General features: G+C 73.8%; 8 protein-coding genes, 1 pseudogene and 1 riboswitch. Of the genes and pseudogenes, 8 read left to right on the top strand and 1 reads right to left on the bottom strand.

The genetic code is table 11. The features are described 5' to 3' along the window. Window positions 1-17: 17 nt before the first annotated feature. The 8 genes and pseudogenes from ACZ4TO_RS28960 to ACZ4TO_RS28925 form a co-directional block, all read left to right on the top strand. Window positions 18-5,804: pseudogene (locus ACZ4TO_RS28960) on the top strand (type I polyketide synthase); the annotation flags it as partial. Window positions 5,805-5,813: 9 nt separating this feature from the next. Further along, the gene (locus tag ACZ4TO_RS28955; RefSeq protein WP_468025635.1) at window positions 5,814-12,365 is read left to right on the top strand and encodes a type I polyketide synthase; all 6,552 of its coding nucleotides are present in this window, start codon (window positions 5,814-5,816) and stop codon (window positions 12,363-12,365) included. A gap of 9 nt (window positions 12,366-12,374) precedes the next feature. Beyond that, on the top strand, window positions 12,375-15,515 hold the full coding sequence (locus ACZ4TO_RS28950) for a type I polyketide synthase (RefSeq protein WP_468025634.1): 3,141 nt from the start codon (window positions 12,375-12,377) through the stop codon (window positions 15,513-15,515). Window positions 15,516-15,723: 208 nt separating this feature from the next. Next, window positions 15,724-19,161 carry an AMP-binding protein gene (locus ACZ4TO_RS28945; protein ID WP_468025880.1) on the top strand — a complete coding sequence of 1,146 codons (3,438 nt, stop codon included), beginning with the start codon at window positions 15,724-15,726 and terminating at the stop codon, window positions 19,159-19,161. Between the two features lie 66 nt (window positions 19,162-19,227). Further along, on the top strand, window positions 19,228-20,583 hold the full coding sequence (gene ccrA / locus ACZ4TO_RS28940; protein WP_468025633.1) for a crotonyl-CoA carboxylase/reductase: 1,356 nt from the start codon (window positions 19,228-19,230) through the stop codon (window positions 20,581-20,583). Between the two features lies 1 nt (window position 20,584). Continuing rightward, entirely contained in the window at window positions 20,585-21,574 is a 990-nt protein-coding gene (locus ACZ4TO_RS28935; RefSeq protein WP_468025632.1) for a 3-oxoacyl-ACP synthase III family protein, read from the top strand. Next, complete coding sequence (locus ACZ4TO_RS28930) at window positions 21,571-22,455, top strand: 3-hydroxybutyryl-CoA dehydrogenase (protein ID WP_468025631.1); 885 nt, start codon at window positions 21,571-21,573, stop codon at window positions 22,453-22,455. The genes ACZ4TO_RS28935 and ACZ4TO_RS28930 overlap by 4 nt, the downstream gene beginning before the upstream one ends. Before the next feature lie 88 nt (window positions 22,456-22,543). Further along, window positions 22,544-22,630: riboswitch (ZMP/ZTP riboswitch) on the top strand. A gap of 21 nt (window positions 22,631-22,651) precedes the next feature. Next, window positions 22,652-23,515 (top strand): bifunctional 5,10-methylenetetrahydrofolate dehydrogenase/5,10-methenyltetrahydrofolate cyclohydrolase, encoded by an 864-nt coding sequence (locus ACZ4TO_RS28925; protein WP_451076029.1) that lies wholly within the window; start codon window positions 22,652-22,654, stop codon window positions 23,513-23,515. Window positions 23,516-23,582: 67 nt separating this feature from the next. Here the strand turns inward: ACZ4TO_RS28925 and ACZ4TO_RS28920 are convergent, their stop codons facing one another. Beyond that, window positions 23,583-24,341 carry a thioesterase II family protein gene (locus ACZ4TO_RS28920; protein WP_468025630.1) on the bottom strand — a complete coding sequence of 253 codons (759 nt, stop codon included), beginning with the start codon at window positions 24,339-24,341 and terminating at the stop codon, window positions 23,583-23,585. Window positions 24,342-24,352: the final 11 nt, after the last annotated feature.

Below are 24,352 nucleotides of genomic sequence, written 5' to 3'. Positions count from 1 at the left end.
CCCTGGTGGAGGAAGTCGACAAGCTCCGCTCCTACTTGCGACGTGCGGTCGGTGACGCGCAGGAACTGCGCGAGCGGGTGCGCGAGCTGGAGGAGTCAGCGCGCGAACCCATCGCCGTGGTGGGCGTGGGGTGTCGCTTCCCGGGCGGGGTGACATCCCCCGAACAGCTCTGGGACCTCGTCTCCGGCGAGGTCGACGCCATGGGCGACTTCCCCCAGGACCGCGGCTGGGACCTGGAGGCCCTCTACGACCCCGACCCCGAGGCGCACGGCAAGACGTACACCCGCACCGGCGGCTTCCTGCCCGGACTCGCCGACTTCGACGCGGAGTTCTTCGGCATCAGCCCGCGCGAGGCGCTGGCGATGGACCCGCAGCAGCGGCTGATGCTGGAGACCTCGTGGGAGGCCCTGGAACGGGCGGGCATCGACCCGGTGACCCTGCGGGGTTCGGCCACCGGCGTGTTCACCGGCCTGTACGGCGTCGACTACGGCCCCAGGATCGGCGGCGGCGCGGCCGGCGAGGTCGAGGGCTTCCAGATCACCGGCACCTACCTCAGCGTGGCCTCCGGCCGCGTGGCCTACGTGCTGGGCCTGCAGGGCCCGGCGGTGTCCACCGACACCGCCTGCTCCGCCTCGCTGGTCGCCGTCCACCAGGCCGTACGGTCCCTGCGCTCGGGGGAGTGCACGCTGGCACTGGCCGGCGGGGTCTCGACCCTGCCGACCCCGGGCATGTTCGTGGAACTCGCCCGGCAGCGCGGCCTGTCGGCGGACGGCCGGTGCAAGGCGTTCGCCGACGCGGCCGACGGCACCGGCTTCTCCGAGGGCGCGGGCGTCCTGGTCCTGGAACGGCTCTCCGATGCGCGCCGCAACGGCCGCACGATCTGGGCGGTCATCCGTGGCTCGGCCGTCAACCAGGACGGCGCCTCCAACGGCCTGACCGCCCCGAACACCCTGGCCCAGCGCCGGGTCATCCGCTCCGCCCTCGCCGACGCCGGGCTCTCGACCGGCGACGTGGACGCGGTGGAGGCGCACGGCACCGGCACCCGGCTCGGCGACCCCATGGAGGCGGAAGCCCTGCTGGCCACCTACGGCCAGGACCGCGACGCCCAGGAACCCCTGTGGCTGGGATCGCTGAAGTCGAACATCGGCCACACCCAGGCGGCCGCCGGTGTCGGCGGCACCATCAAGATGATCATGGCGATGCGGCACGGCGTGCTGCCCCGCACCCTGCACGTCGACCGCCCCTCGGCCCACGTCGACTGGACGAGCGGCGCGGTGGAACTGCTCACCCGGGCACGGGACTGGACCACGGCGAAGGACCGGCCCCGGCGCGCGGGCGTGTCGTCCTTCGGCATCAGCGGCACCAACGCCCACCTGATCCTCGAACAGGCCCCTGCCGAAACCGGACCGGCCCCGGCCGCCGACGACCCCCAGCCCGCCACCGGCACGCCCCGCACCCTGCCCTGGGTGCTGTCGGCGCGCTCACCGCAGGCACTGCGCGCGCAGGCGGCACGCCTGCACGACAGCCTCACCGCGAACCCCGGCACGACGGCCGCGGCCGTGGGACGGGCACTGGTGAGCACCCGCTCGCTGTTCGACCACCGCCAGGTCGTCATCGGCGCCGGCCGGGACGAACTCCTGGCCCGCCTCGCCGCCCTCGCCGCGGGACAGGAGCCCGCCCCCGACGGCACCGTCGGCGGAGCCGCCGGCCCGGTCGGCAAGACCGTCTTCGTCTTCCCCGGCCAGGGCGCCCAGTGGATCGCGATGGGCCGCGAACTCATGGACACCTCCCCGGTCTTCGCCCGCGAACTGCACGCCTGCGCCCAGGCGCTGGAGCCGTGGGTGGACTGGTCGCTGATCGACACCGTGTGCGGCGGACCCGATGCGGCGGACCTGGAGGACATCGACGTCGTCCAGCCGGTGCTCTTCGCGGTCATGGTGGCCCTCGCCCAGGTGTGGCGCGCCCTGGGAGTGACCCCCGACGTGGTCATCGGCCACTCCCAGGGCGAGATCGCCGCCGCCTACGTCGCCGGCGCCCTGACCCTGCGCGACGCCGCCAAGATCGTCGCCCTGCGCTCGCGCCTGCTGGCCACCGTCACCGGCCAGGGCAGCATGGCCGGCATCCTGCTGCCCGAGGAGCGCGTGCAGGAACTCCTCGCCGGACAGGAGTCCCGCATCGGCATCGCCGCCGTGAACGGCCCCGGCTCCACGACGGTCTCCGGCGAGAGCGAGGCGGTCGAGAAACTGGTCGCGGCCTGCCAGGCCGACGGCGCCCGCGCCCGGCTGATCAAGTCCAGCGTCCCCGGCCACTCCCCGCTCATGGACCGCTTCGACGGCCGCCTCCAGCAGGAACTCGGCCCCATCACCCCCCGGCCCACACCGGTGGCGATCTACTCCACCGTCACCGGCGACCTCATCGACCCCCTCGAACTCGACACCGGCTACTGGTACCGGAACCTGCGCCGGCCCGTGCAGTTCGCCACCGCCATGGGCCGCCTGATCGAGCGGGAACCCGACAGTGCCGTCGTCGAACTCAGCCCGCACCCGCTGCTCGTGATGACCGTCCAGGAGATGTTCGAGGCCACCCCCGGCGCCACCGGCTTCGTGGTGGGCTCGCTGCGCCGCGACGAGGGCGGCCCGGCCCGGCTCTACCGGTCGGCCGCCGAAGCCTTCGTCCGCGGCCTCACGGTCTCCTGGCGGACGGCCTTCGACAGCCCGCACGGCACACCCGGTGCGGTCGGCGCGGAGGCCGAGCTGCCCACGTACGCCTTCCAGCGCCGGCGCTACTGGCTGAACACCCCCGCCGAGACCACCGCCGCGAACACCTGCGAGCACCCGCTGCTCGACGCCGTGATCGACCTGCCCGGCGACGGCGGCGGGCGCGGGGGAGTGGCGGGCAGCGGACGCCTGGGCCTGGAGCGCCAGCCCTGGCTCGCCGGCCACCTCGTCCACGGCACCGTCCTGGTGCCCTTCGCGGCCCTGGCCGAACTGGCCCTGTGGGCCGCGCACCGGGCGGGCCACGACAGCGTCGACGAACTGACCCTGCACACCCCGCTGGTGCTCTCCCGCACGGCCGAACGCGAGATCCGCGTCGTCGTCGACCACACCGGCGCCATCGGCGTGCACTCGCGCGCCGACGGCGAGGACACCTGGACGCGCAACGCCACCGGGACCGCCGGATCCGGCACCGCACCGGCCGCGCAGAGCCTCACCGCGTGGCCGCCCCCGGGCGCGACCCCCGTGCCCTTCGACGCCGCGCACACCGGCTCGGCCGCCGCCGGCCCCGGGCCCCTGGCGCGCGGCGTCCGCGCGGTGTGGCGCGCCGGCGACACCCTGTTCGCCGAGGTCGAACCGCCCCCGGCCGACGGCCCGGAGCAGGGCCGCTTCCGCATCCACCCGGCGCTGCTGACCGCCGCGCTGCTCCCGGCCGGCCTGCCCCCCTTCACCGGCGCCCTCGGGCCCGAGGGCGCCCTGCCCTTCCGCTGCACCGGACTGCGCCTCGACGCCGGGCGGCCCGCCGCCCTGCGCGTGAAGCTCGCCCCGGCGGGGCCGGACACGCTGGCGGTGACCCTCGCGGACGGCGACGGGACCCCGCTCGGCTCCCTCGCCTCGCTGAGCCTGCGCCCGGTGGACGCCGAGGAGCTGACCGCGCTGAGCTTCGACCACCAGGACGCGCTGTTCCAGGTGGACTGGGCCCCCCTCGCCGTCCCCTCCGGACCGCCGGCCGACCGCCGCACGGCACCGGAAACCGCCCCCGGCCCCCAGCCGGACGCCCCCACCGGCCCCGACGGCTCCACCGGCTCCTCCGGCTCCGACGGACCCTCCGGCCTTGCCGGACCCTCCGGCCTTGCCGGACCCTCCGGCCTTGCCGGACCCTCCGGCCCTGTCGAACCCGCTGGCCTTGCCGAACCTGCCGAACTCGCAGGCCTTGCCGGACCCTCCGGCCTTGCCGAACTCGCTGGCCTTGCCGGACCCGCCGGACCCTCCGGCCCTGTCGAACTCGCCGGACCCTCCGGCCTTGCCGAACTCGCCGCGTCCGGTGCGGAGACACCCCCCTTCGTCATCGCCCGTCTCGACCAGGACGAGCCCGCCGGCGGGGACACCCCCGCCGCCGCCGAACAGCGCCTGCACCGGGTGCTGCGCTGGGTCCAGGACTGGCTGGCCGACGACCGGTTCTCCGCCTCCCGCCTGGTCCTGGTGACCCGGGACGCCTTCCTCGACGACCACGTCACCCACCCCGATCCCGCGGCCGCCGCGATCTGGGGCTTCGTCCGCACCGCGCAGACCGAGAACCCGCAGCGCTTCACGCTCGTGGACACCGACGGCCGGCCCGAGTCCCTCGCCCTGGTCCCGGCGGCCGCCGCCACCGGCGAGCCCCAGCTCAAGATCCGGGCCGGCCGCGCCGGCACCCCCCACCTGGCCCGCACGGCCCCCGCCCCCCGCGACACGGCACCGAAGGCACCCGCCCTCGGCTCCGGCACCGTGCTGATCACCGGCGGCACCAGCGGCCTCGGCGCGATCCTGGCCCGGCACCTGGTCGAACGGCACGGGGTGCGCCGGCTGGTGCTGACCAGCAGGCGCGGCCCGGCGGCCCCCGCGGCGGCGGCCCTGCGCGAGGAACTGACCGCGGCCGGCGCCCACGTCCACATCGCGGCCTGCGACGTCTCCCGCCGCGACGCCGTCGCCGAACTGATCGCCGCCGTACCGCCCGAGCACCCGCTCACCGCGGTGATCCACTGCGCGGGCGTCCTGGACGACGGCGTCGTCGAGGCCCTGACCGAGGACCGCCTCGATGCGGTCCTCGCACCGAAGACACGCGGCGCCTGGCACCTGCACGAACTGACCGAACACCTCGACCTGTCCGCGTTCGTGCTGTTCTCCTCGATCGCCGGCGTGCTCGGCACACCCGGACAGGCCAACTACGCGGCGGCCAACGCCTTCCTCGACGGCCTCGCCCAGGCCCGCCGCGCCCGCGGACTGGCCGCGAGCGCACTGTGCTGGGGCTTTTGGGCCGAACGCAGCGACATGAGCGCCGACATCAGCGAGGCCGACGTCCAGCGCCTGCGGCGCCGCGGCGTGCGCCCGCTGTCCTCGCGGCAGGGACTCGCCCTCTTCGACGCGACCCTCACCCTCGACGAACCGGTCCTCGTACCGGCCCTGCTGAACCCGCCCGCGGAGGGCACCGCGCCGACCGCCTCCCCGCTGCTGCGCACCCTGGCCCACACCACCGCCGGCCCCGGCGCCTCCACCCGGCCGGAGAGCACCGACGTACCGCTCGGACAGCGGCTGGGGTCCCTGCCGGCACAGGAGGCGCAGACCCTCCTGCTGGAGGCGGTACGCACCCAGACCGCGCTGGTCCTCGGGCACGCCGACACCGGGCGCGTCGCCCCCGCGGTGACGTTCAAGGCCCTCGGCATCGACTCGCTCACCGCGCTGGAACTACGGAACAAACTCGCGGCGGCCACCGGCCTGAAACTGCCCGCCACCCTCGTCTTCGACCACCCGACCCCCACCGCCGTCGCCCAGTTCCTGGGCACGCGCATCACCCCGGCCCCCGCCACCCCGGAGCAGTCCCCGGCCGATCACCTGGTGACACAGATCGAGCACCTGGGCGCCCGCCTGGAGGACACGTTCCGCACCCTCGCGGAGCCGGACCGGACCACGATTTCCACTCTGCTCGGCACGCTGCAGGGCCGAGTCCGGGCGATGGCGGGCGACGACGGGTCACCGGCCGCCATCGCCGACCAGATCGGTGCGGCCTCGGCGGGAGAACTCCTCGCGCTGCTGGACAAAGAGCTCGGCTAGGGGAAAGCGATGACACACGACAACAACGCCGAGGTGCTCGACTACCTCAAGCGCACCTCGATCGAACTGATCGAGACACGCAAGCGCCTGCAGGAACTGAACGACGCCGCTGGCGAACCCATCGCCGTCGTCGGCGTCGCCTGCCGCTACCCGGGCGCGGTGACCTCCCCCGAAGACCTGTGGGAGCTGGTACGACAGGGCGCGGACGCCGTGGACGACTTCCCCGACGACCGCGACTGGGACCTGGACACCCTCTACCACCCCGACCCCGACCACCCCGGCACCTGCTACACCCGCAAGGGCGGATTCCTCTACGACGCCGGCGACTTCGACGCCGACTTCTTCGGCATCAACCCGCGCGAGGCACTGTCCGCCGACCCCCAGCAGCGCCTGCTCCTCGAGGCGTCCTGGGAGAGCGTCGAACGCGCCGGCATCGACCCCGAGTCGCTGCGCGGCAGCGACACCGGCGTGTTCGCCGGACTCGCCTACTTCGGCTACGGCAACCACTTCACCACCCCCGAGGCCATCGCCGGCTACGCCCAGATCGGCTCCCTGCTCAGCGTGGCCTCCGGCCGGGTCGCCTACGCGCTGGGCCTGCAGGGCCCGGCCATCTCCACCGACACCGCCTGCTCCTCCTCGCTGGTCGCGGTGCATCAGGCGGTGCAGTCCCTGCGGCAGGGCGAATGCACCCTGGCCCTGGCCGGCGGCGTCACCGTCATGGGAACGCCGCAGGTGTTCCGCGAGATGTCCAGACAGCGGGGCCTCGCGGTGGACGGCCGCTGCAAGGCGTTCGCGGACGCCGCCGACGGCACCGGCTTCTCCGAGGGCGTCGGCATGCTCGTCCTGGAACGGCTCTCCGACGCGCGCCGCAACGGCCGCACGATCTGGGCGGTCATCCGCGGCTCGGCCATCAACCAGGACGGCGCCTCCAACGGCCTGACCGCGCCCAGCGGCCCCGCCCAGCAGCGCGTGATCCGCGCCGCGCTGGCCAACGCCCGCCTGGGCGGCGGCGACGTCGACGCGGTCGAGGCCCACGGCACCGGCACCACCCTCGGCGACCCCATCGAGGCGGGCGCCCTGCTCGCCACCTACGGCCAGGACCGCGACGGCCGGCAGCCCCTGTGGCTGGGATCGCTGAAGTCGAACATCGGCCACACCCAGGCCGCCGCCGGCGTCGGCGGCATCATCAAGATGATCATGGCGATGCGGCACGGCCTGCTGCCCCCGACCCTGCACGTCGACCGCCCCTCGACCCACATCGACTGGTCCGCCGGAGCCGTGGAACTGCTCACCGAACCCCGGGACTGGACCACCCCGGACGGCCGGCCCCGGCGCGCGGGCGTCTCCGCGTTCGGCGTCAGCGGCACCAACGCGCACGTCATCCTCGAACAGGCACCCCCCGAGGAGGACGAGGACGACGAGGACCACCAGCCCTACTGCCAGGGCGGACCGGTGCCCTGGACGCTGTCCGCACGCTCGGAACAGGCACTGCGCGCACAGGCCCGGGGCCTGCACGACTTCGCCGCCGCCCACCCGGACCTGGACCTCCTGGACACCGGCCACGCGCTGGTGGCCGGCCGCACCGCCTTCGAGCACCGGGCGGTGGTCCTCGGCCACGACCGGGACGAACTGCTGGGCGCGCTCGACGCGCTGAGCCGGGGCGAGGACTCCGCCGCCCTCGTACGCGGCACAGCCCCCGCCGAACCCGCCTCCCTCGTCTACCTGTTCCCCGGCCAGGGCTCTCCCTGGGCCGGAGCGGCACGGCAGTTGTACGACACCCAGCCCGTCTTCGCGCGGAGCCTCGACGAGATCTGCGCCCGCTTCGACGCCCACCTGCCCCACCCGCTCAAGCCCCTCCTGCTCGCCGACGAGCCCGAGGGCCGCGACCGCACCGACATCGCCCAGGCGGCCCTGTTCACCCTCCAGGTCAGCCTCTACCGCCTCCTCACCCGCTACGCCCCCGCACCCGCCCGGCTCATCGGCCACTCCGTCGGCGAGATCGCCGCCGCCCACGTCTCCGGCGTCCTCGACCTGGACACCGCGACCCGGCTCGTCGCCGCCCGCGGCCGCACCATGCAGGCCGTCACCGAACCCGGCGCCATGCTCGCCGTGCGCACCTCCCACAGCCACGCGCGCACCCTGCTGGACGCCTACGACCGCGTCGGCGTCGCCGCCGTCAACGGCCCCGACTCCGTCGTCCTCTCCGGCCTGCGCGAACAGGTCCACGCCCTGCGCGACCGGCTCGCCGCCGACGGCGTCTCCGCCAAGCTCCTCCCAGTCGCCCACGCCTTCCACTCCCCGCTCATGGACCCGGTCCTGGAGGAGTTCGCGGCAGCGCTGGGCGAGCTGCCCGGCGGGGAGATGACGATCCCCCTCGTCTCCACCCGGCTGGGCCGCGAGGCCACGCTCCAGGAACTGACCTCCGCCCGCTACTGGGTCGACCACGTCCGCGACCCCGTCCGCTTCTGGGACGCGGTCGAGACCGCCCGCGCCGCCGGCGCGGGCGTCTTCGTCGAGGTGGGCCCCGGGGCGACGCTCACGAGCATCACCAAGGAGGCCCTCGCCGGCGAGGGCATCCACGACACCCTGGTCGTGTCGGCCTCCCGCCGCGACCGCACCGCCGCCCAGGCACTGCTCGGCGCACTGGCCCACCTGCACGTCGGCGGCGCCGACACCGACCTCAAAGCCCTCTTCGGCCCCCGCCGCGGCGGCGTGGACCTGCCGACCTACGCCTTCCAACGACAGCGCTACTGGATGGACTTCCGCGCCGGCACCCGGACCGCCGACGTCACCTCCGCCGGCCTCACCGCCCCCGAACACCCCCTGCTCGGCGCCGTGGTCGACCACCCCGGCACCGACGAACTGGTCTTCACCGACCTGTGGTCCCTGCGCACCCACGGCTGGCTCGCCGACCACACCGTCTTCGGCGCCGCCGTCGTCCCCGCGACCGCCTACCTGGACCTGGCCCTGTCGGCCGGCGCCCACGCCGGCTGCGCCAGGGTCGAGGAACTCACCCTGGCCCACCCCCTGATCCTGCCCGAGAGCGGCGACGTACGGATCCGCATCGTCCTCGGCGCCGCCGACGACGAGGGACGCCGCACCCTGGACGTGTACGCGCACAGCGGCGACGACACCCCCGACCCGGGCGCCTGGACCCGCCACGCGAGCGGCAGCCTGGCACCGGGCACCCCACCGGCCCCCGCCCCGGCACCCACCACCCGGCCGCCGGCCGGAGCCGAGCAGCTCGACATCAGCGGCCTCTACGACACCTTCGCGGACGCCGGATTCGACTACGGCCCGCTCTTTCGAGGACTGCGGGAGGTCTGGCGGCACGGCGAGGACCTCTTCGCCCTCGCCACCCTGCCCGACACCACCGACCCCACCGCCGCGGGCGCCTTCGCCCTGCACCCGGCCCTGATCGACACCGTCCTGCACGCCTCCATCGCCGGAGGCGTCATCGAGGTGACCGGCGAGCAGGGCCGCATGCCCTTCGCCTGGTCCGGCGTGGACCTGACCGGGCCCTGCCCGCCCACCGTCAGGGTCCGCCTCACCCCGGCCGGCGAGGACGCCGTGTCACTGACGATGGCCGACGAACACGGCCGCCCGGTCGCCACCGTCGCCACCCTCGCCTTCCGCCCCGCCGTCGCCGAACAGGTCCACTCCGCACACGGCCGGCCACAGCCGCTCTACGAGGTGCGCTGGCGCCCAATCAAGGAGACGGGCCGGGAGAGGGGGCGCAGCACCTCCCCGGGGCACATCGCCGTCCTCGGCCCACCCGGCGCCCTGGCCGCCCGCCTCACCGCCGAGCACGACGCCGTGCACCACACGTCGCTGGACGAGGTCCTCACGGGCCAGACCCCTCGCCACGTCGCCCTGACCCTGGACGACACCGCCGACGGCACCGGCCTGCTCGACACCGTCGCCGACGCCGGCAAGCGGGTACTGGAACACATCCAGCGCTTCCTCACCGAGGACGCCCTCGCCGCCTCCACCCTGGTGGTCCTCACCCGCCTGGCCGTCGACACCGGCCGCGGCGAGACCGAGAGCCTGCCCGGCGCGTCCGTGTGGGGCCTGGTCCGCTCCGCCCTGACCGAACACCCCGGCCGGTTCAAACTGATCGACCTCGACGACACGGACACCTCCTGGACCCGCCTGCCGGACGCGCTCGCCCTGGCCGAGGACCAACTGGCCCTGCGCGAGGGCACGCCGCTGATCCCCCGGCTGGCAGTCGCCCAGCCGGCCGAGCACCGCATCGAGGCGCCGCCGGCCGGAGCCCACCGCCTGGGCATCCCCGTCAAGGGCACCCTGCAGAACCTGACCTGGGTCCCCTGCCCCGAGGTGGAAGCACCCCTGACGTCGGGTCAGGTCCGTATCGCCGTGCAGGCCGCCGGCCTCAACTTCCGCGACGTCACCATCGCGCTCGGCCTGGTGGACCGCACCGCCATCGACGCCGGACTGGGCAGCGAGGGCTCCGGCACCGTCCTCGAAGTGGCCGACGACGTCACCGCGTTCACCCCCGGCGACCGGGTCACCGGCATCTTCAGCGGCGCCTTCGGCCGCACCGCCGTCGCCGACCACCGCATGCTCCACCCCGTCCCCGACGGCTGGAGCCACGCCCAGGCCGCGTCCGTGCCCTGCGCCTTCCTCACCGCCTACCACGGCCTCTTCCAGGTCGCGAACCTCCAAAAGGGCATGCGCGTCCTCATCCACGCCGCGGCCGGCGGCGTCGGCATGGCCGCCGTCCAACTGGCCCGCCACGCCGGCGCCGAGATCTACGCCACCGCCAGCCCCGCCAAGTGGCCCGCCCTCAAGGCCCTCGGAATCGACGAGGCACACCTGGCCTCCTCCCGCGACCTGGACTTCGCCGAGAAGTTCCGCCGCACCTCCGGCGGCCACGGCGTCGACATCGTCCTCAACTCCCTCGCCCACACCTTCGTCGACGCCTCACTGACCCTGCTCCCCGACGGCGGGCACTTCGTCGAGATGGGCAAGACCGACATCCGCGACCCGCACCAGGTCGCGGCCGACCACCCTGGAGTCCACTACCGGCCCTTCGACCTCTACGAGGCGGGACCCGACGCCCTCCAGGAGATGTTCCGGGCCGTCATGGACCTGTTCGCCGACGGCCGGCTGCACCTGCCCCCGCTCAGCCTGCGCGACATCCGCGACGCCCGCGCCGTGTTCCGCGAGATGAGCCAGGGCCGCCACACCGGCAAACTCGTCCTGGACGTCGGCGACGGCCTCGGCGGCGGCACCGTCCTGATCACCGGCGGCACCGGGGGAGTGGGCTCGCTCCTGGCCCGCCACCTCGTCACCCGCCACGGCGTCCGCAGCCTGCTGCTGGCCAGCCGCAGCGGCCCCGCCGCCGCCGGCGTCACCGACCTGGTCGCCGAACTCCAGGACGCCGGAGCCCACGTCCAGGTCGCCGCCGTCGACATCGCGGACCGCGCCGCGGTGGCGGACCTGCTCGACACCCTGCCCGGCGGCCACCCGCTGACCGCCGTCGTGCACGCGGCGGGCGTCCTCGCGGACGGCACCGTCGAAACACTGACCGCGCACAGCGTCGACCACGTCCTCGCCGCCAAGGCCGGCGGCGCCATCAACCTCCACGAACTCACCCGCAACCACCACCTGTCGGCGTTCATCCACTTCTCCGCCCTCGCCGGCACCCTCGGCAACGCCGGACAGGCCAACTACGCCGCCGCCAACGCCTTCCTGGACGCCCTCGCCACCCGGCGCAAGGCCGCCGGCCTGCCCGGCACCTCCCTGGCCTGGGGCTGGTGGGAACAGAGCAGCGGCATGACCGGCGAACTCGACGCCGCCGACCTCTCCCGGCTGCGCCGCACCGGCATCACCGCCATGCCCACCCCCCAGGCCCTGGCCCTGTTCGACACCGCCCGCGCCGCCGGCACGGCGGCCCTCGTCCCCGCCCACCTGGACCTGTCCGCCCTGCGCGCCAAGGACACCGACCAGGTGCCACCACTGCTGCGCGACCTCGTCGAAGGCGGCCGCCCGCGCCGCACCAGGGCGAGCACCGCCCACGACAGCGGCCCCGACCGGTGGACCGCCCGGCTCGCCGGACTGCCGGCCGACCAGGCCCGCGCGGCCGTCCTGGAATGGGTCCGCGAACAGGTCGCCGTCGTCTTCGGACACCCCTCCGGCGCGAGCGTCGACGTCGACGAGGCCTTCACCCGCCTGGGATCCGACTCACTGATCGCCGTCGAACTCTGCAACCGCCTCAACGCCTCCACCGGTCTTCGACTGCCGTCCACCATCGTCTTCAGTTACCCGACACCACGCGAACTGAGCGACCACATCAGCGACTTGATGCGGCCCGAAACCGACACCGGGCCGGGCCCGGCCGACGACGACGCCGCGATCCGCGAACTGCTGCGGACCGTCTCCATCGACAGCCTGCGCAGCGCGGGCGTCCTCGAACAGGTCCTGGCCTGCGCCACCACGGACGCCACCACCCCGGCGGCCGACGAGGCGGCCGGCGCGGAGCCACTGTCGGACCTGGACCTCGAAGCACTGGTCGACCTGGCCCTGGAAGAAAAGTAGGAGAGTGTCATGACCGATTCCGCGGAACGCGCGGCGGACGGCGCGGACCGGGTCCAGCGGGCGCTGCGCACGCTCCTGGAGGAACGCGACCGCCTCCGCCAGGAGAACGACGCCCTCAAGGCCGGCCGCGGCGAGCCCATCGCCGTGGTCGCCATGGCCTGCCGCTACCCGGGAGGCGTGCGGAGCCCCGAGGACCTGTGGGACGTGGTCCGCGAGGGCCGCGACGTCATCGGCGACTTCCCCACGGACCGCGGATGGCGCGACGTGTACGACCCGGACCGCGACGCCACCGGCCACGCCTACACCGACCAGGGCGGCTTCCTGGACGACGTCGCCGGCTGGGACGCCGACTTCTTCGGCACCAGCCCGCGCGAGGCCCTCGCCGTCGACCCGCACCACCGCCTGCTGCTGGAGACCTCCTGGGAGGCCTTCGAACGCGCCGGCATCGTCCCCGCCGACGTCCGCGGCTCCGAGGTCGGCGTCTTCTCCGGGGTCAGCTCCTCCGAGTACGGCTGGCGCTTCCTGGAGGGCGGCCAGAAGGACCTGGAGGGCTACCTGCTCTACGGCAGCGCCCTGAGCGTCGCCTCCGGCCGCGTCGCCTACGAACTGGGCCTGACCGGACCCGCCGTGTCGGTCGACACGGCCTGCTCGTCCTCGCTGGTCGCCCTCCACATGGCGGTGCAGTCCCTGCGCTCGGGCGAGTGCTCCCTGGCGCTGGCCGGCGGGGCACTGGTGATGGCCACACCCGCCATGTTCGTCGAGTTCTCCCGCCAGGCCGCCCTCTCGCCCGACGGCCGCTGCAAGGCCTTCGCGGACGGCGCCGACGGCACCGGCTGGGCCGAGGGCGTGGGCGTACTGCTCCTGGAGCGGCTGTCCGACGCCCGCCGCAACAACCACCCGGTGCTGGCCCTCGTACGCGGCAGCGCGGTCAACCAGGACGGCGCCAGCAACGGCCTCACCGCCCCCAACGGCCGCGCCCAGGAGAAGGTGATGCGCAAAGCCCTGGCCAACGCGGGCGTCACCCCCGCCGAGGTCGACCTCGTCGAGGCCCACGGCACCGGCACCGTGCTCGGCGACCCCATCGAGGCCGGCGCACTGCTGGCCACCTACGGCCAGGGCCGCGACCAGGACCGGCCGCTGTGGCTGGGCTCCCTGAAGTCGAACCTCGGACACGCCCAGGCCGCCGCCGGAGTCGGCGGCGTCATCAAGACCGTGATGGCCCTGCGCCACGGCCACCTGCCCAAGACCCTGCACGTGACCGAACCCTCGCGCCACGTGGACTGGTCCGCCGGCGCGGTCCGCGTCCTGACCGAGGCACGCGCGTGGACGAAGACGGACGGCCCGCGCCGGGCCGGGGTGTCCTCCTTCGGCGTCAGCGGCACCAACGCCCACATCGTCCTGGAGGAGGCCCCGCCCCAGGAACAGCCCGACCCGCACGACCCGCACGACGAGCGCGACGACGCGGGCGTCGTCGGCGGCCTGATCCCGTGGACCGTGTCCGGCAAGACCGCAGGAGCCCTGCGCCAGCAGGCGGCCCGACTGCGCGACTTCGCCGCCGCCGGCACCGGACCGGACCTCGCCGGAGCCGGCTGGTCGCTGCTCGCGAACCGCTCACGCTTCGAGCACCGCGCGGTCGTGCTGGGCCGCACCAAGGACGAACTCCTGGACGCACTGGGCGCGTTGAGCCAGGGCACGGAGTCCGCCGCGGTGGTCGACGGCACGGCCGGCCGCCTCGGCTCCGTCGCCTTCATGTTCCCCGGCCAGGGCTCCCAGTGGGCCGGCATGGGCCGCGAACTGTACGCCGCTTTCCCCGTCTTCGCGCGGAGCATGGACGCCTGCGCCGACGCCCTGGCCGAGTGGACCGACTGGTCCCTGCTCGACGTCATCCGCGGCGTGCCGGACGCGCCGGGACTGGACCGGGTGGACGTGGTGCAGCCCGCGCTGTTCTCGGTGATGGTGTCCATGGCCGCCCTGTGGCGGTCCTGGGGCGTCCAGCCGTCCGCGGTGGTGGGACACAGCCAGGGCGAGATCGCCGCCGCCCACGTGTGCGGCGCGCTGTCCCTGCGGGACGCCACCAAGATCGTGGCGCTGCGCAGCAAGGCCCTGGTGGAACTGATCGGACACGGTGGCATGGCCTTCGTCGCCGAGTCCGAGACGGTGGTGCAGCAGCACCTGACGCCGTGGAGCGACCGCATCGGTATCGCCGTGGTCAACGGACCCCGCGCGGTCGTGGTGTCCGGAGAACCCGACGCGCTGGACGAATTCATCGAGAAGATGAAGGCCGACGGCCGCCAGGCCCAGCGCATCAAGGTCGATTACGCCTCGCATTCGCACCAGGTGACCCGGGTACGGGACGAGGTGATCCGCGCCCTGTCCGACGTGAGCCCGAAATCGTCGGAACTGCCTTTCTATTCGACCCTGTACGGCGAAATCATCGACACCGCGCGGCTGGACGCCGAATACTGGTACAACAACCTGCGCGAGAAGGTCCGCTTCGAATCCTCCGTGCGCCAGATGGCCGCGGACGGCTTCCGGGTCTTCGTCGAGATGAGCCCGCACCCCGTGCTGACCGTCCCCGTGCAGGAGATGACCGAGGACCTGGACGACGCACTCGTGCTGTCCTCCTCGCGGCGCGGCCGGGGCGAGACGGAGGCCGTCCTGTCCTCGCTGGCCGCGCTCCACGTCCGGGGCGGAGACGTCGACTGGTCCGCCCTGTTCACCACCCGCCGGCAGATCGACCTGCCGACCTACGCCTTCCAGCGGCAGCGGTACTGGCTCAGCTCCGCACCCACCGCCGCCGTGGCCGCACAGGCTTCCCCGACAGAACCGCCTCAGGCGGCCGACGACCAGCAAGTTCCGCTGCCGCAGCGGCTCGTGGCGCTCGTCCCCGACGACGCCCAGGCCCTCGTCCTGGACCACGTCCTCGAACGGGTCGCCGTCGTCCTCGGCCACCCCTCCACCGAATCCATCGACCCCGACGGCGAGTTCACGAAGATCGGCTTCGACTCGATGCTGTCGGCGGACCTGAGCAAACGCCTGACCGCCTCCACCGGCCTGAAGCTGCGCCCGAACGTGGTGCTGCGCCATCCCTCACCGCGGCTGATCGCCCGGCACATCGTCTCCTCGCTGGCCGCACCCGGCACACGCTGACCGCCCGGCCGGCCGGCGTCCGCCGGGCGATCGACCGCGTCGCGGGCGCCGCCGCGCCCGCGCGAAAACGCGTCACCCGGGGAAAGTCCCGCTGCCGGAAACTCCGCAGGAATGTCCCGCCGGCGGGACACCGCAAGCCCCCGACAGGCTTGTCCCGCCCCCGTACCAAGTTGTCTTGACCTGCCGATTCACCTTCCGTGAAGGTGGGGTGATCTGCGAATTCCTCCGATTCCCGGACCTGTTTGCTGAGGGGTTGATCCGTGTGCGTGCATTCGCTGCTTCGTCCGCGCATAAAGGACTGTGGCTGGCGGAGGAAATGTCTGCCGACACACTGAACCACGCACTGACCATGTGGGACGTGGCCGGTGAACTCGACGCGGCCGTCATGGAATCCGCGTTCCTGCACGTGCTGGAGGAGGCCGAGGTCCTGCGCGTCACCTTCGCCGACGACGGCGAGGGACTGCGTCTCGCGCCGCGCGCACTGGGGGACTGGCGGCCCTTCCACCTCGACCTGTCCGCCGAGGCGGACCCCGAGCGGGCGGCCCGCGAGGCGCTGGCCGACCTGATCCGCAAGCCGTTCGACCTCGGACACGACCTGCTGTTCCGGATGGGCGTCATCACCCTCGCACCGGACCGCTCCCTCGTGGTGATCGCCTACCACCACCTCGTCTCGGACGGGTTCGGCACCGGCGGCCTGCTCTCCCGGCGCCTGGCCGAGGTCTACACGGCACTGACCCGCGGCGAGCAGGTCCCCGCCCTGCCGCACCCGTGGGACGCCGAACCGTTCGCCACCGAGGCCGCTGGCTACCTCGCCTCCCAGGAGTTCGCCGAGGACACCGCGTTCTGGCGCGACTACCTCACCGACGCGCCCGCCCCCGCCCGGATCCCGCGCGTCGCCCTGTCCGACGCCGACCGCGCCGCGCTGTCCGAGCCGATGAGCGACGCCGACCGCTGGGGCGAGTTGACCGAGCCCATCGGCATGGTCAGCCGCACCCTGACGGTCCCGCGCGCCGAGGCCGACGCCTGGACCCGGGCGGCGAAGGCGATGGGCGTGTTCACCTCCACCCTGCTGACCACCGCCGCGGCCGTCTTCTTCCGCCACCGCTGCGACCGCCCCGAGTTCCTGCTCTCCCTCGCCGTCGGCAACCGCGTCGGCGTCGCGAGCCGCACCCCCGGCCTCGCCGTGAACGTCGTCCCCGTCCGCGTGAAGGTCCCGCTGGACACCACCTTCACCGACCTCGCCGACGCGATCGGCGACGAGACGTACGAGATCTCCGGCCACACCGCCTGCCACTACTCGGACATCCAGCGCGCGAGCCGGACCGCCCTGAGCGACCGCGGCAGCTTCGGCGCCGTCATGAACGTCGTCGAGTTCGTCGACCAGCTCCGCTTCGGCGACCACCCGGCCCGCTACCTCGGCGGAACCACCGGCTCCTTCGACGAACTGTCCATCGGCGTCTACAGCGACGGCAGCGCCGACAGCGACCTCTACATCCGCCTCGACGCCCCCGCACGCCTCTACCACCGGGCGGAACTGCGGTTCATCGGCGAGGAGCTGATCGAGCACATCCGCGCGGTGGCGGCCGACGGGGACCAGCGGGTCGGCTCCCTCGACGTCCTCACCGGTGCCGGGCGCGAGCGGGTGCTGACCGGGTCTGACGACACCGGCGCACCGCTTCCCGCCCTGACGGTCCCTCAACTCTTCGCCCGTCAGGCGGCATCGGCCCCCGACGCCGTCGCCCTCCAGTCCGGCGACCTGACCCTCTCCTACCGTGAACTGGACGAGCGCTCCGGCCGTCTGGCCGACGCGCTGCGCACACGCGGCGTCGGGCCCGACACGGTCGTGGCCGTCGCGCTGGAGCGGTCGGCGGACCTGGCCGTCGCCCTGCTGGGCGTGGTGAAGGCCGGCGGAGCCTACCTGCCCCTGGACCCGGCGCTGCCCGCGGCACGGGCCAAGCTCGTGGCCGGTGACGCCGCCGCACACGCCCTGCTCACCGACGCCGCGACCGCCCAGGCCCTCTCCACCGGCCTGGAGCTCCCGGCCCTCGTACTGGCCGACCTCACCACCACAGCCGCCGCCGAACCGGCCGCCACCGCGTCGGCCACCGCGTCGGCCACCGCGTCGGCCACCGCGCCGGCCACGGCGCCGGCCACGGCGCCGGCCACGGCGGCACCGGCCACAGCCGCCGCCCCGGCCGCCACAGCCACCGCCCCGGCCGCCGCCGACGGTGCCGCACCGGCCACCGCCGCGGATGCCGCCCCGGCCACCACCGGGCTCCCGCACCCCGACAACCTCGTGGCCGTGAGCCCCACCTCGACGACCGGCGCCGCCACCGCGGTCGGCATCACCCACCGCGCCCTGGTGCGGCTGGTCCTGGACCGCGCCTGGCACGGCGCCGCACGGGGCACCGTGCTGTGGCACACCCCGGCCACCTCCGACGCCCTCGCCCTCGAACTGTGGGCGCCCCTGCTGGGCGGCGGCCGCGTGGTCGTGGCTCCCCCCGGCGAACTCGACGCGGACGCACTGACCCGGGCCCACGCCGAGCACGGCGTCACCGCGGTGTGGCTGCCCGCCGGCCGGTTCACGGCGATCGCCGCCCAGCGGCCCGCCTCCCTGGCCGCACTGCGCGAGGTGTTCACCGGCGGCGACCGCGTCCCCGCGGCCGCGCTGCGCCGTGTCCGCCAGGCCTGCCCCGACACGACGATCGTCACCGGCCACGGCCCCACGGAAGCCGCTGGGTTCGCCGCCACCGACCGCCTGAGCGCGGACCGGCCGGAGCACCGGCCGGGCACCCTCGGCCGCCCCGCCGACCACACCCGCCTCCACGTCCTAGGCCCGGGCCTGGCACCCGTCCCCGCCGGTGTCACCGGCGAGCTGTACGTGGCCGGCTCCGGCACGGCGCGCGGATACCTCGGACGCCCCGGACCGACCGCGGAGCGCTTCGTGCCCTGCCCCTTCGGCCCGCCCGGCACCCTGATGCACCGCACCGGCGACCGGGTGCGGTGGTGCGCCGACGGCCGGATCGAGCACGTCGCCGACGCGGGTGCCCAGGCCGACATACGCGGTGCCGGCGTCGTGCCGGCCGAGGTCGAGGAGGTACTGGCCGAGCACCCCCACCTCGCCCACTCGGCCGTCGCCGTCAAACCGGACGCGGCCGGGCAGCAGCGCATGGTGGCCTACGTCGTCCCGGTCGACGGCCACGCCGTGTCCGGCGACGAGCTGCGCGCCTTCGCCGCGAAACGGCTCCCCGAGTCCGTGGTCCCGGCCCTGTTCACCGTGCTGGACCATCTGCCGGTGACGGCGTCCGGACGCCTCGACCGGGCGGCCCTGCCCGAGCCCGTCGCCGAACCGGACACCTACCGCGCACCGCGCAACGACACCGAACGGATCCTCGCCAAGGCGTTCGCCGAGGTGCTGGAGCTGGACCGGGTCGGCATCGACGAGGACTTCTTCGACCTCGGCGGCAACTCGCTGCGCGCGATCCGGCTGGTCGGCCTGATCCGGGCCGAGCTCAAGCAGGAGGTGTCCATCCGCCGCCTGTTCGCGGCACGCACCATCACCGGCCTGTCGGACATGTGGAAGGACCTCGGCCGATCCAGCAGGCCGAGCCTGCGCAGGCGGACGAAGGAGGGCGCGGTCCTCTGACGCCGGAGGTCCCCGACGCGGTTCGGCACGGTGAAGGCGAAGGCGAAGGCGAAGGCGAAGGAATCCATGGACTCTTTGACACAGGCCCTGCTCTCCGGGGCCGGCCCCGACGAGATCGGGCGGCACGAACTCCCCTCGACCTACGAGGCGGCGCACCTCCTGACCGCGGACCTCGGCATGTTCGACGGCGTCGCGGACAACGACGTACGCAAGTCGCTGCACGTCGGGCAGGTCCCCATGCCGGACATCGCGCCGGACGAGGTGGTCGTCGCCGTCATGGCGAGCTCCATCAACTACAACACCGTGTGGTCGGCGACGTTCGAGCCGGTCCCCACCTTCGAGTTCCTCAAGCGCGGCGCCCGCCAAGGAGGTTGGGCCGCCCGGCACGACCTGCCTCATCACCAGGTCGGCTCGGACGCCTCCGGCGTCGTCGTACGCGCCGGGGCCGGGGTGCGGCACTGGAAGCCGGGCGACCACGTCGTCGTGAGCTGTGTCCAGGTCGACGAGCAGGAACCGGCCACGCACGCCGACGCCATGCTCGGACAGGGACAGAAGATCTGGGGCTACGAGACCAACTTCGGCGGCCTCGCCCACTACGCCGTGGTCCGCGCCAGCCAACTCCTGCCCAAGCCCGCCCATTTGACCTGGGAGGAGTCGGCCGGCGTCCTGCTGACCGCGGCGACCTCCTACCGGATGCTGGTCGGCGACAACGGCGCCCGGATCAAGCAGGGCGACATTGTCCTCATCTGGGGCGCCACCGGCGGCCTCGGCGCGTTCGCGGTGCAGATGGTCAAGAACGCGGGCGGCATCCCCATCGGCGTGGTCGGCTCCGAACACAAGGCCGAGGCACTGCGCCGCCTGGGCTGCGACGTGATCATCAACCGCAACGACATCGGCCTGGGCGGCGACGACGCGCTCACCCCCGAGCGCACCATCGAGCTGGGCAAACGGCTCGGACGCGAGATCCGCCGGCAGGTCGGCGAGGACCCGCACGTCGTCTTCGACTACGTCGGCCGGGCCACCTTCGGGATCTCCGTGTTCGTCGTGCGCAAGGGCGGCACCGTCGTCACCTGCGGCTCCAGCACCGGCTACGACCACCACTTCGACAACCGCTACCTGTGGATGAACCTCAAGCGGATCATCGGCAGTCACGCCGCGAACCTCCAGGAACAGGCCGAGTGCAACCGGCTCTTCCGGCTCGGACACCTCGCACCGATCCTCTCCGAGGTCTACCCGCTGGCGGACGTGGGCGAGGCCGCACGGCTGGTCCAGCAGAACAGGCACACCGGCAAGGTCGGCGTCCTGTGCCTCGCCCCCGAACAAGGACTCGGCGTCACCGACCCCGCCCTGCGCGAGCAGATCGGCGTCCAGCGCCTCAACCCGCTGCGCCCGGGCGCACCCGACCACACCGGGGTGTCGTGACATGGGCATCGGCATACTCTCCACCGGCTCCTACCTGCCCAAGCACGAGGTCGGCAACGAGGAGGTCGCCGAACGCGTCGGCGTCACCGCCGAGTGGATCGAACGCAAGACGCAGATCAGATCCCGCCGCTACGCCGCCGAGCACGAGGCGACCTCCGACCTGGCCGTCAGGGCCGCCGAACGCGCCCTGGACCAGGCCGGTCTGAGCCCCGGGCAGATCGACCACATCATCGTCTCCACCTCCACCGGCGACTTCCCGCAGCCGCCCACCTCCTACCTGGTCCAGCACGGCCTGGGCGCCTACGGCGCGGCCTGCTTCGACGTCAACGTCGTGTGCAGCGGCTTCGTCTACGCCCTGGCGCTGGCCCACAGCCTGGTGACCGTGAACCCGGACGCCCGCATCCTGGTCATCGGCGCCGACGTCTACTCGCGGATCCTGGACTTCACCGACCGCAGGACCGCGATCCTGTTCGCCGACGGCGCCGGCGCCGCGGTCGTCGGAACGGTCCCCGACCCGCACGGGATCATCGCCACCGACCTGGCCAGCCGCGGCGACGCCCACCACCTGATCCGCGTCGAGGCCGGCGGCAGCCGCCGCCCCGCCTCGGCGGCGACCGTCGCCGAGGGCGGCCACTACTTCAAGATGGACGGCCGCGGCGTACGGGACTTCGTCGCCGAGCACGTCCCGCCCGCGCTCCTGGCCCTCACCGCCCGGGCCGGCGTCGACATCGCGGCCGTCGACCACTTCGTACCGCACCAGGCCAACGGCGTGATGCTCGGCGAGGTCGTCGAGCGCACCGGACTGGGCGCCGCGCACACCCACCGCACACTGACCCGCTACGGCAACGTCGGCAGCGCCTCCGTACCGGTCGCCCTGGACGAGGCCCACCGCACCGGCGCCCTCCAGGCGGGCGACCTGGTCCTGCTCGCCGGCTTCGGCGGCGGCATGTCGATCGGAGCGACACTTCTGAACTGGGGGACCCCCGCATGACCTTCTCCACACACACGGCCGGCGCCGGCATCGAGCGGGTCGGCGTCGCCGGCAGCGGCATCATGGGCACCGGCATCGCCGAACTGTGCGCCAAGACCGGACTGGACGTGAAGGTCGCGGTGTTCTCCGAGGCCTCGCTGGCGGGCGCGCCGCAACGGCTGGCCGCATCCCTCGACCGGGGCGTCGCCAAGGGCAAACTGACCGCGCCCGAACGCGACGCGGCGCTGGCCCGGGTGTCGTTCACCCGCGACCTCGCCGACCTCGCGGACCGCCAACTGGTCATCGAGGCGGTCAAGGAGGACGAGCAGCTCAAACGGGAGCTGTTCGCCGCCCTCGACAAGACCGTCGAGGACCCGGACGCGATCCTGGCCACCAACACCTCCTCCATCCCCGTCGTCCGGCTCGCCGCCGCGACCCGCCGCCCCGGCCAGGTCCTGGGCATCCACTTCTTCAACCCGGTGCCCGCACTGCCCCTCGTCGAGCTCGTCTCCTCCGTCCTGACCGACGAGGCGGTCGCCGAGCGGGCCCTGGCCTTCGTCCGCGACACCCTGGGCAAGAAACCGATCGCCTCCCCGGACCGGGCTGGCTTCCTCGTCAACGCCCTGCTCTTCCCCTACCTGCTGTCCGCGATCCGGATGGTCGAGTCGGGCCTCGCCACCGCCGAGGTCGTCGACCAGGGCATGGAACAGGGCTGCGCGCACCCGATGGGCCCGCTGCGCCTGGCCGACCTCATCGGCCTGGACACCACCGTCTCCATCGCCCAGGCCATGTACGAGGAGTTCAAGGAGCCCCTGTACGCGCCGCCGCCGCTGCTGCTGCGCATGGTCGAGGGCGGCCTGCTGGGCAGGAAGTCCGGCCGGGGCTTTCACACCTACGCCTGAGCGAACACCACCACCTGAGCGGCCTGCACCTGAGCGGGCACCTTTGATCCTGCGTTCATGAGCGGCGCACGGGCGTCCACTAAAGTGGCGTGCGGGCCGTGACTGGCGCTGAGGTGGAGCACCACCGGGGAGCGGCCCGACCGATCGGTCGATGCCGTGCGCCTGGGCGAGTGGTCAGCGACGCCTGGAGGCGACCATGTCCCCGACCCGGACAGCCCAGCTCATGGACGGCACCGGCCCTGCCCGGCGCCTCGTCGAGGAGACATCGACCAGGGCGGCGGAGCTTGCCCGCCGGACCGGCGTGACGCCTTGCCTGGCAACGGTGCTGGTGGGTGAGGACCCGGCGTCGGTGACGTACGTCCGCATGAAGCGGGCCCGCTGCGCGAAGGCGGGCATCGAGTCCCGGCTCGTCGCCCTGCCGGCCGGCACGACGACCGCCGAGCTGGTGGAGAAGCTCCGGTCGCTCTCGCAGGACCCCGGCGTGCACGGCATCCTGCTGCAGCACCCCGTGGGCCCGCACATCGACGAGCGGGCGGCGTTCGAGGCCATCGCGCCGCAGAAGGACGTCGACGGGGTCACGACGAGCTCCTTCGCGGCGATGAGCTTCGCACTGCCCGGTTTCGCGTCGTGCACCCCGGGCGGCATCATGCGGCTCCTGGACGAGTACGACGTCGACCTCGCGGGCCGGCACGCCGTCGTCGTGGGCCGCAGCGCGATCCTCGGCAAGCCCGTCGGCATGCTCCTGCTCGCCCGGGACGCCACCGTCACCTACTGCCACTCCCGGACGGCCGACCTGGCCGCGGCCGTGCGCGAGGCGGACGTCGTCGTGGCGGCCGTGGGACGCCCGCGCCTGATCCGCGGCGAGGACGTCAAGCCGGGGGCCGTCGTGATCGACGCCGGATACAACCCCGGCAACGTCGGCGACGTCGACTTCGACACCGCCCGCACCCGCGCCCGCCTGATCACTCCGGTCCCCGGCGGCGTCGGCCCCATGACCATCGCGGTCCTGCTGGCCCAGACGGTCGACGCGGCCACCAGCCAGCTCGGGCTCACCCGCTGAGCGCGGCACGGCCACGAGGCGGAGCCCGGGCCGCCCCGGGCTCCGCCTGCTGGATGTCCCCCTGCGGTCAGGACGCGGCGGCCCGCGTGAGAAGTCCCTCCGTGACGGCGGCGGCGACCCGGTCGAGCTGGTCGAAGAGGTAGAAGTGCCCGCCGGGGAACACCTCCACCCGGAAGTCGCCGGTGGTGTGCTCGCGCCAGGAGTGGACGTCCTGGACCGTCGCGATCGGGTCGCTGTCCCCGATCAGCGCGGTCACCGGGGCCGTGAGCGGCCCGCCGCCGACGGGCCCGCGGTAGGTGCCCAGGATGCGGTAGTCGGCCCGCAGCGCCGGCAGCACCAGCTCCAGGATGTCGGGGTCCTCCAGCATGGACTGGTCGGTGCCGCCCAGCCGGCGCACCTCGGCCAGCATGTCGGCGTCGTCGTAGAGGTCGTAGGCACTGTCGCGCAGGTCCGGGCCGCCCCGGCCGGAGAAGAACACCCGCTGCGGGGCGGGCAGTTGGCGCGCGGCGAGCCGGCGGGCCGTCTCGAACGCCACCAGCGAGCCCATGCTGTGCCCGAACAGGGCGTACGGCCGCCCGTCCGCGGCCAGTTCACGGGCCAGCTCCTGGGTCACCGCCTCGGCGAGCGGCTCCAGCGCCGTGAACGGCTCCTCGCGGTAGCGGTCCTGGCGGCCCGGATACTGCACGGACACCACGTCGACGTCCGGGTGCAGGACGCGCGCCAGGTCCTTGAACGCCGTCGCGGAGCCCCCCGCGTGCGGGAAGCACACGAGGATCGGTCCGTCTGCGGCCGTCGTGGTGAAGCGTCGCAACCACGTGCTGTTCACGGTCGGTGTGT

It is taken from the genome of Streptomyces sp. NPDC028298, assembly GCF_055565895.1.
Note: the sequence above shows the minus strand (reverse complement) of the source record. Positions and strands in the feature narration are given on the sequence as shown.